This is a genomic window from Pedobacter psychrodurus, from assembly GCF_032678585.1.
Classification (GTDB): domain Bacteria; phylum Bacteroidota; class Bacteroidia; order Sphingobacteriales; family Sphingobacteriaceae; genus Pedobacter; species Pedobacter psychrodurus_A.
The window spans coordinates 1-14,838 of the sequence record NZ_JAVTSN010000035.1; the positions used below are offsets into that span (position 1 = coordinate 1).

Below are 14,838 nucleotides of genomic sequence, written 5' to 3' on the forward strand. Positions count from 1 at the left end.
GTGCAACACATTGGTTTTTTAATTTTAGCGATCTTTTTCGCCTGCTAAATTACGACCAGAATACAGAACCCAGGAGAATATACAAAGAGCCTGTTGCAGAAAATTTTGTTGCAGATTCTGTTGTAATAAGAAAATCTATTTTCGAAATTTTGTTGGGAATTTCTTCTGTAGACTTTTTTAAAATGCAAGATGCAGCCAGGGCAGCAATGAGAGCTCGGGATGTGGCGAAGGGACTTTTTGAAGGCTTTAAAGATAATCATGAAATTTCTGGTGATTACGAAACACTAAGCTCCAGAAAAGTTGAAATTTCAGCAATCTTGTCTGAATTAGAAGAAGAGAGAAACAGCGAACTTAAACAGAATACAACTGTTGACAATAAGGTGGAAGAGCTGGCGGATGTCCAGGCCAGGCTTGTTGATCTTCAAGTAAAGGCTTCCCAGGATAGAGTTCTGCTAGCAAATATTTCCAATGAGCAGCAAAGGGTATCCTCGCTACACCAAGGATTGCTCGATGAAATCACACAAATCGAGAAAATTATATTTACCCATGATAAATTGGATCTTTTTGCGATGGAGGTATGTCCCTTTTGTATGGCTAAAAAGGATGTTAAGCAAGGGTTTTGCATATGCGGTTCGCCGTTCAATAATGAAGACTATGAAAAATTTGTTTATAACTCAAATGAATATAAAGATATCCTTACTAGGAAACAGAAAGGCATTGAGGCCATCACCGTTGCCGAGACCGCCTTTCGGGATGATGTAAAGGAAATTTCCAGTAGACTGAACGCTACGAATGAGGGCATCGATGAATATACCATTAAACTGAGAAACATCATAAATACAGCAGAATATGCCGGGAACAGCACGGTGATCGATGATCTCAACGACCGCATTTTTAAGCTTAAGGAAGAATTGCTGCAGATCAACTTTGGAATGAAGAACAGTGAGCAATATGCACGTTTGGAGGCAGATTTCATTGAGAAAAACAGGTTATTTGGGATTGCTCAAGGAAGTCTAAATAAAGCGATTGAAGCCCATGAGAAAAACAATGCCGAAACTATTTCTGCTTTCAATGAAGTGTACAGTACGCTTTTAGCAAAATCATCCTATAAGAGCCAAGAAGCTTATATCGATGATAACTATATGCCATTTATTGACAACCGTGAATACAAGGCCAACAGTAGCGAAGTTCCTAAGCGCTTGATGTACTATTTTACGATACTAAGTTTAGCCTTAAAAATGGGGTCTGTTAAGCATCCCAGATTTTTGCTTATCGATACTCCAGAAGACTCGGGAATTGATACTGACCACCTTAACCTAAATCTTTCACTTTTAGAAGATGCTATCGCGTTAGGCGCTGATGAGCAAGGTAATTTAAAAGATTACCAAGTAATCTTGACGACTGGTTACGGGAAATTTCCTCAGGAATTCGAAAAGTATATCGTTGAACGGTTTTCAGAGAAGGAAGGGAACTTTATTCTCAAGCCTAACATTAAACTTGATATCTCAAGTGATGAAGATCACATCGAACCTTTGGAACTCTAACAAAAGTTAATAACGCAATCAAGCAAAAAATAATAAAATCATCAATTATATTCAAGAAATAGATATCGACAATTATCAGGGCAATTAGGATATGCTCAATAACGCAGTAAGTGATTCCAAAGCTGCGGTTGAAATACTGACAGGCAGGTATTCTTTTGAATTGATTAAAGAACCCTTTTGTGATGAGCAGGCTAGCAATGAGAGCATACTTATTTACCTATCAAATGCTGTGGACATGCTGGGAGAAAAGGATATTCTAATTATCTATCATGACGTATACGGATAGATAATTAGAATATACTCGTTCATTTCTTGCAATAGTTATTTCGAAAAGTGTTGACCATCATCAGTATTGTATACCGTGTATTGTGTCCCACGGAGATCAGGAAAGATGACAACTATTAAGTAATTACTTCTTTTAACTGGATAAACCTATGTCAATTGACCCTTTTTTTTCAAAAATATATTTCTCATAACATCTTATCAATAAACTTAAAGATAATTAAAAAATGTTGTTATGGGGTCAAATTAATTGGTTTTTCCAACTAAGTGTAATTTCCTGTGAAGCTAAAATTGATGGGTAAAACGTAAAGGTCTCGACTTCCCATATTTCGATCCATTCATCTAGTATCTTATAGTAGTCAACCAGCTGCATATTTGAAAAAAAATATGAATGTATTTCATGAATAAGTATCCGCAGAAGTTTAATTCTTTAAAAACAATCAGTTTTTCCAATGCTAAAATATACCTGGCAATTTTTTACCCGCAAGGGTATATAAACAACCTGGTCGGTTGCCCTTGACAGGTAATTGCCAGCTATGATTTCCTGCATTAAAAAACTAATTTTTATTGTTATGGAAACAAATGTCAGTTTGCTCACAAAAAAAACACTAACCTACCATGTTGAGAATTACAATCTAATTGGATATGAAAGACTGCTCATAGAGGAAATCTTATCAGCAGTGGAAAATGAAAATGATACTTTAATCAGTTGGTTTGCCCAGTTCGGCAATACCTTTAGAAAAATCCTGTTCAATGTCCACGCTTACCGCATGGGTTTGAGGCTTGGTTTTGAAAATATTGAATTTGATGAGTATGACTGGTTAAGGCGACCACCATTTCAGGATATTGAAGAATTACGGTTTGGACTGCCAGACAAAAGTAGATATGGCAATTACAGCACAATCACATTAGGGCATGGACCGAATCAAATCTGGACTTATGGATTATCCTGTGCGTATGGTACTGCGGGATCTTCTTCTGGAATTTGCGTATACGATCAAACCTTTGCCAATAGGGAGGAAGCACTTAAAGATGCAAGAGCCAAGCTCAAAAAGATGATGCTAGCCAAGGTTGGTGATAAAGACGCTACAAACTATAACCAAAAAGTAATTGCTGCAACGCTTAGGGATATTGACAAACTGGAAATATCCTCAGTACAGTTGACCCTGTTTTAGGCTGGCTGTATTTTTCTAATCTACAATAAGTGATGGACTGATCCATGCCATCGGGTATCGTTATAAATAACGATAGTACGTAAGGGAGTACCATTCTCCTGTTTCTTAACTCATCACTTTTGCTTTTTAAATCTTTGATTATGATCAGACCGAAAAAAGCATTTCCCCCCAGACCAAGAACCAAGCCTGGCTCATCTGGCTATTACCGGGAATTAAGACTGAACCTGCGGAGAACAATTGCCAATATTCCAATCCCGGAAAGTGCAATTGAAAAGCCTGGTTTCTCAGGGCACCAAAAATAGTAAATACCCACAAATTCGAGCTACCTACAGGAATACTTTAACCACCCGGGTGTTTTGCAAGATGTACTTTTGTATACACAAAAGAATCTTGCGCCCTTGAGGTCGGGCATTTTTCTCGGAACTCGAAAATGCTGAAGCCAGTTTAAAAGCAAGATTATGCCAAGGAAAAAATCTAAAAATCCAGATCAGCTCTTGACCCATCCGATAATAGTGAGGGTGAATGAACACACCTTTAAACGTTTGGAAAAAATTCAAACCCATAGCAATTGTCAGTCGATAGGAGAGGTCGCCAGAAATATACTTTCAAAAGAAAAGATACTCATGCTCACCCGGGATGTAACGATGAATGCGCCGATGGAAGAACTTGCCTCTATCCGTAAGGAATTAAAAGCAATTGGTGTAAATATTAATCAGCAGACTCACCATTTTCATACCTCCGAAAATGAGGTACAGCGGTCTTTCTATTTTATGAAGACCAGTGATCTTTATAAAAACGTCGGAGTAAAGGTAGATAGGTTGTTGGAAATAATTACCCAAATGTCAATGAGATGGTTGCGAGGATATTGACCGGGGAAAGTATAAGGGGGCTCATTAACTACAATGAATCACGGGTGGCTTCAGGGACGGTGACCCCAATTTTGGCCAGCCGCTTTGGGCTGGACATTGAGCAGCTCGAACTACGGCATAAGGTAGCAAGGTTTGAACACTTGACCAAGCTCAATAGCCGGGTAAAGACTAATGCTGTCCATATTATGCTCAACTTTCATCAGTCTGAGGTTTTGCCAGTTGAGACGCTTCAAAAAATAGCAGTAGACTATATGGATAAAATTGGCTTTGGTGACCAGCCTTTCTTGGCCTACAAGCACGAGGATGCGAGCCATCCCCACATCCATATTGTCACTACCAACATGAAAGCTGATTCGACCAGAATAGATATGCATAACATCGGCAAGACCCTATCGGAAAAGGCAAGAAAGGAGATTGAAATTGAATACCGATTGCTCAAAGCAGAAGGGCGGGGTATGGAGCAACTCATTTTACCGGCCAATATCGAAATTGCTGCTTATGGTGAGAAACAGACCAAAAGATCTATTTACAATGTGGTAACGGCAGTTTTGAGAAGCTATAAGTTTACCTCTTTTGCTGAGTACAATGCGGTACTTAAAACTTTTAATATTGTTGCAGACCGTGGACCTGAAGATTCTGTGATGTTTCAGAAAAGGGGACTGGTTTATTCGGTACTCGATGCTGATGGTAACCGCATAGGGATACCTTTTAAAGCCAGCTCGTTTGCCGGAAGACCAATTTTGAATAAAGTGGAGAGCAAATTTGCCCGTAACCTTGAAAAAAGGAAGGGTTATGCTGAACAGTTAAGGCTGGCAGTTTCAAAAGCACTAAAAAAGGATCATCTGATAACAAAAGATGGCTTCGTTAATGTTCTGGGAAAACAGGGCATCTCCATACTGTTCCGGGAAAACAGTGAAAAGAGGATTTATGGCATAACATACATTGACCATAATAGCCGCTGTGTATTTAACGGAAGCGATCTGGGTAAACCTTTCAGCGCGAAGGCCATTCTGGAAAGTTTCCATCATGGCAAATCTGGCGTAGCGGAGCTGAAGGCTGGTGTTCCAGTTCTAAACAAAGGAAAATCGGAGGTTTCTTTTGCTGTTGAAAATGATGCCCGCAGTTCTGCAGGTGATAGCCTTTTACAGTTTTTGTTCGAAAAACCGGTGTTAGAACCTTTGTCAACCGTATCATTTAAGAAGAAAAAGAAGAAAAAAGGGCGCGCACAAAACAGGGGTTTAACAAACTAAATTTAAATTATGAATACAGGTGAAGATACCCAGGGACTTAGAAAGATATTGGATTTAAGCAGGATGATCAGTGTTTTTCTTTTGGCTATGCATTTTTACATCCGGTTTTTTCTGGTTTTTTCTGGCTGGGGATGGCATTCGGAAATAACGGATAAAATAGTGGCGCAGCTTGCAAAACTTGATGTTTTTGATGGCTGGTGGATTGCAAAGGTTGCGGCACTCGTTTTTCTGGTGATTTCACTTTTGGGGGTTAAAGGAAAGAAGGATGAGGATATCACGCTTAAACGTATCTGTATTTATATGGGTGTAGGACTGCTTCTCTATTTCGGTGCCATTCTATTGTTTTATTTTCACTGGCAAACTAATCTGTTGGTCGGTCTATATTGCCTGGTTACTGTCATTGGCTTTCTGTTGGCACTGGCCTCGGGTACATGGATATCCAGAAGGATCAAGCAGAGTTTGGTCAAGGATATATTCAATTCAGAAAATGAAACCTTTCCCCAGGAGGAAAGGTTACTTGAAAATGAATACTCTGTGAACCTTCCTGCTAAATACAGGTACAAAGGGGAAGTGCGCGATAGCTGGATTAACCTGATCAATCTGTTCAGGGGTTTACTTGTTGCTGGAACTCCGGGAGCGGGAAAGTCTTACTTTGTGATCCGCCACCTGATTGACCAGCTGATGGGCAAGGGGTTCAGTATGTTTATTTATGACTTTAAATATGATGATCTTTCGGTCATCGCATATAACTGTCTGCTGAAATATATTGGAAGATATAAGGTTAAACCAATGTTTTATGTGATAAACTTTGATGACCTGAACCGCACGCACCGATGTAACCCGCTAGACCCGGCCGCCATGACAGATATCACCGATGCGACCGAGGCGAGCAGAACCATAATGATGGGTTTGAACCGCGACTGGATCAAAAAACAAGGGGATTTCTTTGTGGAGAGCCCGATAAATTTCCTGACTGCCATCATCTGGTACCTCAAGAAATATAAGGATGGAAAGTACTGCACCCTTCCGCATGTGATCGAACTTATGCAGGCGGATTATGAGCAGCTTTTTAATGTCCTGCAAAAAGAGGAAGAAATAAAGGTGCTGATCAATCCTTTCATCAGTGCTTATCGGAACGAAGCAATGGCCCAATTAGAGGGGCAGATAGCCTCGGCAAAGATCGGACTGGCAAGACTGTCTTCGCCACAGTTATATTACGTGTTGAGCGGCAATGATTTTTCCCTGGATGTCAATAATCCGGAGGAGCCGAAAATTATCTGCGTGGGCAATAATCCTCAAAAACTGCAGGTTTATGGAGCCGTTCTTTCCCTGTATATTTCCAGGATGATCAAGCTGGTCAATCAAAAGGGGAAATTGAAAAGCGCCTTGATCTTCGATGAATTTCCGACTATATTTTTTAACAATATGGATAGTCTTATTGCAACTGCCAGGAGCAATAAGGTCGCCACAGCTTTAGCGGTACAGGATTTTAGCCAGCTCAAAAAAGATTATGGTGCAGAGCAGTCAGAAGTGATTACCGGGATCGTAGGGAATATTATCTCGGGGCAGGTAACCGGTAGTACAGCAAAAACCCTTAGCGAGACTTTCGGTAAAATTATGCAGGACCGGCAGTCAAAGAGCATCAACAGTAGCGATATCTCCCTTTCCCAAAGTACACAGCTGGATTATGCAATCCCAGCCTCCAAGATCGCCTCGCTTTCATCTGGTGAATTTGTCGGCATGGTTGCAGATAATCCTGAAGAAAAGATTGCACTGAAGATGTTTCATGGTGAAATCCAGAATGATCATGATGCCATTGCCGGAGAGGAGCAGCAATATAAACCGATTCCGATAGTTAAAACAGTATCTGCTGAAGAGATAAGAGAAAATTATGAGTGTATAAAAGTCCAGGTTGCGGCTTTGCTGAAGGCTGAATCGATAATCATGGAAACAGGTCAGGATACCGCTGTGGCGGGCGATATCAACAGTAGAAAAGATAAGGAGAAAAAAACGAAGAGCAGAAGCGGTAGGCGAAATAAGCAAAAGCCTACCAACACACTTTCGTTATAAACCATACTAAAGGTCTTTGTTCTCTTCTTTAAAACGAAGATTGCTTCCTTCATACCAAAAAACAATGTTGCCATAATGCTCGTCATTAACTCGAATAACAGTTTTGGCTGGCAAGCCTATATCTCTTAGAACAGTCAAGGTTTTTGTCTGGATCCCCAAAAGGTCACTGGGTATTTTATGCATGATATCTGATAACGCCTTTGTTTCCATGTAATGATCGATCGCATCCTGGATCTCTGACAGATCCGGCGTTTTGTTCTTGTTTATTTTAATGGCCGTTTTTTTCAGCTCCTTTAATTTTAATCTGGCTGCTTCAAGCTCTTTTGATTTTTTATAGAAAGTGATTAGTCTTTTGTGGATTTTCATGAAATTATTTAATATGTGTTAACCGTCTATTGAATTAATTATAAAGTTATGTAGTTTATTTAAACTGCTATTAGGTTATGTTGAACAGAAATAGCCTTCTCCTTATCAATTTGCTAAATGAATTATATATAATTGACTTTAAGCTCGGTGTGGAAAATATTTTCTTTAACTACCGCCTGAAAAAAATGATTTTCAGGATACGATAAAACAAGTCTCGCCTTAATGTTTTTCAGCCCAGTGTGTTCTCCCTTGGACGGAGGCGTGTTTGCAATAAGGTTTATGGATTTAAATGACAATTCCTTGCCGGTTATTATGAGTTCAATTATAGCCGGATTGTTTTTATCTAAAAGGTTGCCGTGCTTAAAAATATTTTCCACCAATGTCAATAATACAATTGGAATGATCGGTGCGGAACCGACAAGTATTTCTTTGTTGAATTTTAAATTTAAACGGTTACCGCTTCTTAATAAGTTCAAACGGATCATATGGTCTATCTGTTCAATTTCACGCTCAACATCAACAAAATCCTCTTTGCTGGTTTCCAGAGCATAGTCCATGATCTCTGTCAGGCAATCGATGGCCTCGTCCGATTGATCTGGGTTTTTCTTTGAAACAGCTTTGATGAAATCAAGGGTGTTAAACAATAAATGGGGATTTATCTGTGCCCTTAAATAATCCTTTTGCGCCGTCAAGAGTTTGTTTTCAAGTTTCTCCAGCTCAAGGGCATGTTGCATTTCTGCTTCCCTGCGATCAATATGCTGCTTTAAAAAATAGTATCCGGTACCAAATACCATAAAGAAAAGCGCTCTGTAACCCACAACTGCAATGTACCGCATATTGAGCGGGAAAGGGTTTGTTGTCTTTTCATGAAAGACCACTTTTAGTATCAACCCTGCGATAATGGCGCCGATTAGGTATACAAGTAACTCAAAGAAGAGCAACAATAGAAATTTAATTAATCTGGTCAGTTTTAAATTGTTCGCATGAGGCATTACTGCGCCTGCATGAAAATAAAACAGTAGGATATTCAGGATGTAAAATAGGATGTAGTAAGGCAGGCTGCTAAACTGTTGTCTGACCAGTCCTGCAACGACAACTTCAAGGAAAATAAGACTCGCCCAGCATGCTAAATGGACAATCTGCCCTTTATCAAGTGATATACGCACTTCGGATAATTTACCCATCATTTCAGATAATTAAAATGCTTCCGGATTCTGCTCTTGCTAAAATCGACCATTAAAACAATGGTTATGAAAGCTGTAAATACTACTAAGTTGTGTAAAAGAACTATATTTATTTTTAAGTCAATCCGTACGGTCAGGAGAAATGCAACCGACCCAACAACTTCATTAACAGATACCATAACCACTACAGATAGTTCAACCTGTCCCACTACCGGGTAACCTGTTCCGGATAAACTCATCGAACTTCTTCTTATAACTTCGAGAGACGGTAAATTTGCTCCCGTTGTTCTGGCTGATGAGATTCCCATCAATCTGCTTGACATAGTTAAAGGATATAATCTCTGATCTGTTGATCCTAAGAAATTCAGTCCTCTCGCTTATAGCCTTTTCCATATCCGTAAGTGTATGGTAACTTGTCAGGATCCTATCCGTCAGGAACACTTGAATATAATTTGACATAGCCTTAATATACATGATACTTTCATATTGTACTGACAGGTAGTTGCTTTTAAGCCCTCCTTTGACCAGCACAAAGCTATCGTCTTTTTTTGTCCCAGGTTTAACAAACCTAATAGCCAGTAACCGCTGTATTTGACGAACGAACTTAAGTTTTGTCAGCGGTTTTAGTAAGTAACCATCAACACCTATCTCGAAACTTTCCTCCGCATAGTCGCGGTGTCCAGTGATAAATATAAGATAATCACAATATGGTTTTAATAGTTCAGCAGCCTGGATCCCATTAATGAATGGCATGCCAATATCAGAAATTATCAGATCGATGTGCTTATGGATATGCAGGAAGTTCATTGCATCGTAGGCATTTTCAAAACTTTGCACATGGGTTACCCCTGGAGTTGCGGAAATCAGGCCTTCAATCTGTTCAAGTGAATACGGTTCATCGTCGATAACAATGCATTTTAGCTCCATCATAATAAATCTTTTCGCGGCTTGTATGTATGCTAAATTAACTAATGTATTTTTAATTAGCAATACTTGGCTATATGTATGTCGTTTAGATGGTGGGGCCGGCTGTTTACATAAGAATATGGTGATCCGCACAGTAAAATGATCTTGACAAAATTTTCTTATCAACTTGCCATTCGAAATTGTTAAATATTAACCGTTTCATTTCAACTTTGTTCATTACTGGCCGTCGGAAGCTTGGAACAGGAGAGGGGTTATGGACCCCTCTTTTTTTATAGATCAAAAGTTGGGGTGAACGAAATTTATCCCAATGACAAGAGAAGAAAATATTATCAGAATGCTCTCCGATCTGGAGTCAGTCCATATGGTATCCCTGCCGCTTTTAAAGGCTATGGAAGAGTCTGCCAACATCCGTTCAATACATAGAAAGGTAACACTTCTCAGTGAGGGAAGTATCCAGCATTCCCTTTGGTATCTTGTTCATGGATTTGCCAGGGAATATCAAAATGATCCCAATGATGGTAATGAGGCTACAAACTGGTTCTGGCAGTCAGGGGATTTCGTTTTTCATAATCACTTTGTCAACGGGGAACGTTCGGAGGTTTCTATTGATTTCTATTCAGGATCAGCCTTATTGGAAATTGACCTTATCGCGCTTTCGGAGAACACAAAGATTTTGGAAGAGTTTACCCTGATCAAAGGTGCGTTAACTGATTTCAATATGAGTCTCCGGCACGAACATCTCCGTGATCTCTCCAAATTAACAAGGCTACAGCATGTAAAAAAGTTTTATGATAGTCATCAGATGCTTTTCAATTTCGTGCGCCATAAGGATCTCGCTTCATTTTTCGGGATCAGGGATAAGAGTATATATAGGTATCTAAAAGGGTTATGAGGGACGCCTTGTTGTGGAACCATTTTGCCACAATTGTGGTGACCGATCTCCACAGAATTATAGCGTTTTTAGGAATGTTCCTGCCTAATTTTGGATATGCATCTGTCAGGGGCTAGCATGGGTTTTTATAAAATCCTTGACAGATCAACATAAATGAGTATGATATTTCTTCATGAAGAAAAATAAAAATTAACGAAATGGCAAGGTTTAAGGGGATTAAGATGTTAGCTAGAATCGATAGGTTTTTTGGAACTGCAATCCTTTTGCCTTATACAATTTTCTTTGACTCAAGTTTTACTTGCATTATTATCATTTTAAAAAAGCATTCTGCCATTTTCAGTCTCAATGCTGAAATGGCAAAGCATAATAGGGCCGTACACAATTGTAAACATGCACTCTTCCCGAGACCCAACTGGATTATCCCGGCTTGTGTGCAAGCTGGCTATAATCGGGAAATGTTTACCTCAAAGCAAAGATGATCAGTTACAATTAAATACCCTACATCATGGAAACGATCTCTGTGAATACTTCAGCATTTTATTGGGAAAGATTAAGAAAGATATTTGGAACATTGATCTGGATGTCATGCTTATTCTTATTTGCAATTTCTGCTTATGATAAGATCACTGATCATGAACGTTTTTTAAAAGGATTGGCTAAAGTAAAGTATGTTGGGAATTTTGCACCTGCGGTCTCGTATCTCGTTCCGATAGGTGAAATCGCTGTATGCCTTTTGCTTTCCATCTCTAAAACTGTTCGGCTAGGACTTTATGGTTTCATCGGGCTGATGGGAATCTTTACTTTACATATCGCGGTCATGTTGTTATGGGCCGAAAAACTGCCCTGTCACTGTAATCTGATCATCGAAAAATTAAGCTTTGGTCAACACCTTATTTTCAATATAGCATTTATTTTGCTCGCTTTCTTGGAACTCTGGTTGAAAACCAACAATTCAAAAATCCTTAAATTTAAACTACGATGAAAAATATCGTTTCAAATATCAAACATTTAGCTTTGAGCCTTCTGATAGTTGGCTTGGCTATTGGTGTTCAGTCATTTAAAGCATATGAAAAGAAACATGCAAAACTGGCACCATTCTATTACGTGAACAATGGTACCAATTATGTTCTCTTTTCAGACGGCACTACGCCTAATGTGGGCGATGATTGTTCTGGGGGGGATGCAAATCCATGTGCGGTTCAATCAACAACTTCATTGACTGCACCTTTTCCAAAAGACCAGTGGGATGACCTTGGCGCTACCCGCGTTTCCGGATCAATTGATGGTACATATACTCCGTAACCATAAATAGTGATTGGGGATCAATGTCTGGATCCCCAATCTTTTTTACATATTCTCTTTGATCAGCCGGATCAATGCCTCTGCCTTGTCGTTTCTCGGGTCGGTAGGACGTGAAGCGATTAGTTTTCCCTTTTTATCAATTAAAAGTAATTGGGGGAAACTGAAGTAATTATAATATTTTAGAAAGCTAGTGTTGGAAATCATGCCTCCGCCAGTCCATAGGTGCAAAGAGTTTGGAATCGTATATTCACGATCTTTTAGACCGCCAATCCAGCTGTCACGCGTCTTATCTACGCTGATGCTCAAAAACACAATATTATCGTTTCCCGAAAAGGAGGCGGATACCGGTGAAAGGGATTTGACAATACTTTTACAGCCTGTACAGCCCCTGAACCAGAAATCGGCAACAATTATTTTGCCTTTAAAATCCGCAAGTGTATACTTTTTTCCTTTCTCATCTTCTATTACAAAAGGATAGGCTTCGCGCCCTAAATCATTTTTTTGTCTCCACTCATTCAATATCGCTTTACTTGAATTGTTGCCCATCTGGATAAATATGCTATCGACATAATTATTTGCATTTTTATACTTCCCGTGTTCCATAATCGCATTAAGCCATAACCGGTCTCTCAGTGCACCATCAAAGTTTTTTTTGATCATTGCATAGATCGGACTGAAGTCTTTCGAGAATTTATCATCCGTCAGAATTTGCATCACCAGGATCTTTTGTGTTATAGACATGGAGTATAATGCCGATCCGATCAGATCCTGGTTATTGGGATCTTCCTTCGTGTATTCTAACAGGTTTTCTTCGAAATATTTCTTTATAGCCGGTCTGATCGTAATAAAATCTTTTCTGGCATTGGCGGCGATGAAATCTGTAGCTCTTGAGTATAGCCGAGCACCTACGCAATCGTAATAAATTAACTGGTATGCTTTATCCGAGATCCTATCGCGATAGGTAGCCAATAGTGCGAGTTTCATGCTAAGATTGATATCATATAATTTTTCTGTCGCTTTTAGGCTCGTCGAGGTGACCGTGTTCAATAGCTGGTTTGCCCTCATCTGGGCACCCAATGGTAGCGCATTTCGAAGTTGATAGATTTGCTGTTGGCAACTGATTTTCTCGGCGCCCTTACCACTAAACTGGATGAAATCTCTGATCTTGTTGATCTGGAAAATATTGATCTGGATCTGATCGCCCGTTTCCAATAAGTAGGGGAGATTGAGATAATTGTTTTCATCCAGAATTTTACGGCTTCCATCCGGAAACTGCAATTCAAAACACGCATATGCAATTTTGTCCGAAGCAGGCACGATGATTTTGCACTTTCCATTCAGTATGGTATCGACATAAGTTTTTGTTGTGCCGTTCCACTTGTAGTAGGTGTTGTTTTTAACCAGATGGACTTCAAACGTACTTCCATCCGGTACGTTGCTTTTGGATCCCATCACCACACTAATAGTGACGTCAGTATTCTCTTTTTCCACTGCAGCGGCTGGCCTGATCATTGAGCATGTCAGGCAAAGTAATGTTATTGCTTTTTTAAGCTGATTTTTCTTCATGTCTTTTTATTTAATTATCTGATGTTCTGTTCGATTCCGCTCAGCGCAATTTCATCACTGGGAATTGGGAAGGTGTATCTTAAGCTATTGGGTGAAAGTGTGTAGGTATTGTTTCCGAGTCTACGGGTAAGATTAATACTCGCACCTTCCTGGTTGAGTCGGCGGAGGTCGTCCCAGCGCATACTGCCCCGCCATACCAGCTCTTTTCTTCGCTCTGTTAATATTTTGTTTAGTGCTTCTGCTTGTGAGCTAGCGGTATAAGGAATAAATTTACCTGTAGTAAATCTTTTGATCAGTAGATTGTTCAGGGAAACCATAGCCGCCTGATACTCATTCCTTCTTGCTAAGCACTCTGCTTTGATCAGGTACATCTCATCAGTCGCCAGGCCGGCAAAAGAGTTTGCATTTGCTGAATAGCCCCGCTTGAACTTAAGGTTACTCCCATTTGCAATAAAGTATAGGCTGCGCCGCAGGTCATCGGCCGCGTAGCTTCTTATCAGGGTGCTATCCACGTTTGTATTCGCGGTTGAGTTATAGCTTGCCAGACCATAAAAGCTAACGTGCGTCGCCCAGAACATGGTTTCATCATTGGTGTTGGTGAAAGGATTGGTAGCTGTTTTACTCACTGAATTGTAATCAATCAGTTTGTTGTAAATCCCCAGGCAACTATCTGCATAAACCTCAGCCTTTTCATATTGCCGCATACTGAGGTAAATCCGGGCAAACAGGGCATAAGCAGCCGGTTTGTTGCCCCTGTTCCTACTAGCTGTTATTACGGAAGGGAGCAGGACAGTTGCCTTGTTCAGGTCTTCAAGGATCTGTTGGTAGGTTTCTGAAAGTGTTGCCCTTTGTTTGATTTCATCAATATCCGGAGATAATTTTAACGGAACACCCAGTTCGGTACTTGCGGTTCCTATATCGTAGGGATGGGCAAAGCTTTTGGCCAGTTCAAAATACGTGAATGCCCGGGCAAAATAGGCCTGTCCTTTGATGTAATTATATGCTGCCCTGTTTTTTTCGGTGATGGGAATGTTAGCCAGTCCATTTATTACACTATTGGTATAAAAAATACCAGTATATGGTAGTATCCAGTCCTGCCGGGCAACTTCTCCTCCATATACGTCCTTGCTCCAGATGTAACTTTCTCTTTCTGTACTGGTAAATAGGGAACTCCAGTCAGCTTCGCTCAGGATATAGTAATCGTCGCATGAAAGGATCGGTAGTGCAGGGACTTTGCAGACTAAGCTGTTATCCATTAATTGCTGGAAATCTCCGAGGCTGGATGGGATCACAATATCACTGCTCGGTTTGGCATCAAGAAAATCCTTTCTACAGCCGCAGAATAATGTCAGTACTGTGAGTACCATTATTAAAGTATTGTTAAGGTTTTGTTTTGTCATGTCGTTTGAAT

General features: G+C 39.9%; 14 protein-coding genes. 9 read left to right on the top strand and 5 right to left on the bottom strand.

The genetic code is table 11. The features are described 5' to 3' along the window. From R2S57_RS20685 to mobC, 6 genes are all read left to right on the top strand, one after another. Positions 1-1,544, top strand: a 1,544-nt coding sequence (locus R2S57_RS20685) for a hypothetical protein (protein ID WP_316846842.1), incomplete at its 5' end; no start/stop codon positions are given. 854 nt (positions 1,545-2,398) lie between these two features. Continuing rightward, entirely contained in the window at positions 2,399-3,001 is a 603-nt protein-coding gene (locus R2S57_RS20690) for a hypothetical protein (RefSeq protein WP_316846843.1), read from the top strand. A 140-nt stretch (positions 3,002-3,141) separates the two neighbouring features. Next, positions 3,142-3,303: a hypothetical protein gene (locus R2S57_RS20695; protein ID WP_316846844.1), complete on the top strand. Its 162-nt coding sequence runs from the start codon at positions 3,142-3,144 to the stop codon at positions 3,301-3,303. Positions 3,304-3,459: 156 nt separating this feature from the next. After that, positions 3,460-3,870: a mobilization protein gene (locus R2S57_RS20700; RefSeq protein WP_316846845.1), complete on the top strand. Its 411-nt coding sequence runs from the start codon at positions 3,460-3,462 to the stop codon at positions 3,868-3,870. Continuing rightward, entirely contained in the window at positions 3,852-5,120 is a 1,269-nt protein-coding gene (locus R2S57_RS20705) for a relaxase/mobilization nuclease domain-containing protein (protein WP_316846846.1), read from the top strand. Before R2S57_RS20700 ends, R2S57_RS20705 begins: the two co-directional genes overlap by 19 nt. A gap of 9 nt (positions 5,121-5,129) precedes the next feature. Beyond that, a complete protein-coding gene (gene mobC / locus R2S57_RS20710; protein WP_316846847.1) occupies positions 5,130-7,190 on the top strand; it encodes a conjugal transfer protein MobC in 2,061 nt (686 codons plus the stop codon). Between the two features lie 6 nt (positions 7,191-7,196). On the opposite strand, the gene R2S57_RS20715 is transcribed toward mobC, so the two are convergent. The 3 genes from R2S57_RS20715 to R2S57_RS20725 all read right to left on the bottom strand — a co-directional run bounded on the left by R2S57_RS20715 (position 7,197) and on the right by R2S57_RS20725 (position 9,670). Next, positions 7,197-7,556 carry a hypothetical protein gene (locus R2S57_RS20715; RefSeq protein WP_316846848.1) on the bottom strand — a complete coding sequence of 120 codons (360 nt, stop codon included), beginning with the start codon at positions 7,554-7,556 and terminating at the stop codon, positions 7,197-7,199. 122 nt (positions 7,557-7,678) lie between these two features. Further along, positions 7,679-8,743: a sensor histidine kinase gene (locus R2S57_RS20720; protein WP_316846849.1), complete on the bottom strand. Its 1,065-nt coding sequence runs from the start codon at positions 8,741-8,743 to the stop codon at positions 7,679-7,681. A 192-nt stretch (positions 8,744-8,935) separates the two neighbouring features. Continuing rightward, positions 8,936-9,670 (bottom strand): LytTR family DNA-binding domain-containing protein, encoded by a 735-nt coding sequence (locus R2S57_RS20725; RefSeq protein ID WP_316846850.1) that lies wholly within the window; start codon positions 9,668-9,670, stop codon positions 8,936-8,938. Positions 9,671-9,974: 304 nt separating this feature from the next. Here R2S57_RS20725 and R2S57_RS20730 point away from each other — a divergent pair, with 304 nt between their 5' ends. The 3 genes from R2S57_RS20730 (at position 9,975) to R2S57_RS20740 (ending at position 11,861) form a co-directional block, all read left to right on the top strand. Continuing rightward, entirely contained in the window at positions 9,975-10,559 is a 585-nt protein-coding gene (locus R2S57_RS20730) for a hypothetical protein (RefSeq protein ID WP_316846851.1), read from the top strand. Between the two features lie 505 nt (positions 10,560-11,064). Next, complete coding sequence (locus R2S57_RS20735; protein ID WP_316846852.1) at positions 11,065-11,541, top strand: MauE/DoxX family redox-associated membrane protein; 477 nt, start codon at positions 11,065-11,067, stop codon at positions 11,539-11,541. Next, positions 11,538-11,861: a hypothetical protein gene (locus R2S57_RS20740; RefSeq protein ID WP_316846853.1), complete on the top strand. Its 324-nt coding sequence runs from the start codon at positions 11,538-11,540 to the stop codon at positions 11,859-11,861. Before R2S57_RS20735 ends, R2S57_RS20740 begins: the two co-directional genes overlap by 4 nt. Positions 11,862-11,906: 45 nt before the next feature. Here R2S57_RS20740 and R2S57_RS20745 read toward each other — a convergent pair whose 3' ends face one another. Together R2S57_RS20745 and R2S57_RS20750 are read right to left on the bottom strand one after the other, a co-directional pair. Beyond that, positions 11,907-13,427 carry a TlpA disulfide reductase family protein gene (locus R2S57_RS20745; protein ID WP_316846854.1) on the bottom strand — a complete coding sequence of 507 codons (1,521 nt, stop codon included), beginning with the start codon at positions 13,425-13,427 and terminating at the stop codon, positions 11,907-11,909. Between the two features lie 14 nt (positions 13,428-13,441). After that, positions 13,442-14,827 carry a RagB/SusD family nutrient uptake outer membrane protein gene (locus R2S57_RS20750; protein ID WP_316846855.1) on the bottom strand — a complete coding sequence of 462 codons (1,386 nt, stop codon included), beginning with the start codon at positions 14,825-14,827 and terminating at the stop codon, positions 13,442-13,444. Positions 14,828-14,838 lie beyond the last annotated feature (11 nt).

What these genes read in the sequence shown, in the direction of transcription:
- R2S57_RS20700 (WP_316846845.1), top strand. Translation starts at nt 3,460, where the DNA reads ATGCCAAGGAAAAAATCTAAAAATCCAGATCAGCTCTTGACCCATCCG.
- R2S57_RS20705 (WP_316846846.1), top strand. Translation starts at nt 3,852, where the DNA reads ATGGTTGCGAGGATATTGACCGGGGAAAGTATAAGGGGGCTCATTAAC.
- R2S57_RS20695 (WP_316846844.1), top strand. Translation starts at nt 3,142, where the DNA reads ATGATCAGACCGAAAAAAGCATTTCCCCCCAGACCAAGAACCAAGCCT.
- R2S57_RS20735 (WP_316846852.1), top strand. Translation starts at nt 11,065, where the DNA reads ATGGAAACGATCTCTGTGAATACTTCAGCATTTTATTGGGAAAGATTA.
- R2S57_RS20725 (WP_316846850.1), bottom strand. Translation starts at nt 9,670, where the DNA reads ATGATGGAGCTAAAATGCATTGTTATCGACGATGAACCGTATTCACTT.
- mobC (WP_316846847.1), top strand. Translation starts at nt 5,130, where the DNA reads ATGAATACAGGTGAAGATACCCAGGGACTTAGAAAGATATTGGATTTA.
- R2S57_RS20715 (WP_316846848.1), bottom strand. Translation starts at nt 7,556, where the DNA reads ATGAAAATCCACAAAAGACTAATCACTTTCTATAAAAAATCAAAAGAG.
- R2S57_RS20720 (WP_316846849.1), bottom strand. Translation starts at nt 8,743, where the DNA reads ATGATGGGTAAATTATCCGAAGTGCGTATATCACTTGATAAAGGGCAG.
- R2S57_RS20740 (WP_316846853.1), top strand. Translation starts at nt 11,538, where the DNA reads ATGAAAAATATCGTTTCAAATATCAAACATTTAGCTTTGAGCCTTCTG.
- R2S57_RS20750 (WP_316846855.1), bottom strand. Translation starts at nt 14,827, where the DNA reads ATGACAAAACAAAACCTTAACAATACTTTAATAATGGTACTCACAGTA.
- R2S57_RS20730 (WP_316846851.1), top strand. Translation starts at nt 9,975, where the DNA reads ATGACAAGAGAAGAAAATATTATCAGAATGCTCTCCGATCTGGAGTCA.
- R2S57_RS20690 (WP_316846843.1), top strand. Translation starts at nt 2,399, where the DNA reads ATGGAAACAAATGTCAGTTTGCTCACAAAAAAAACACTAACCTACCAT.
- R2S57_RS20745 (WP_316846854.1), bottom strand. Translation starts at nt 13,427, where the DNA reads ATGAAGAAAAATCAGCTTAAAAAAGCAATAACATTACTTTGCCTGACA.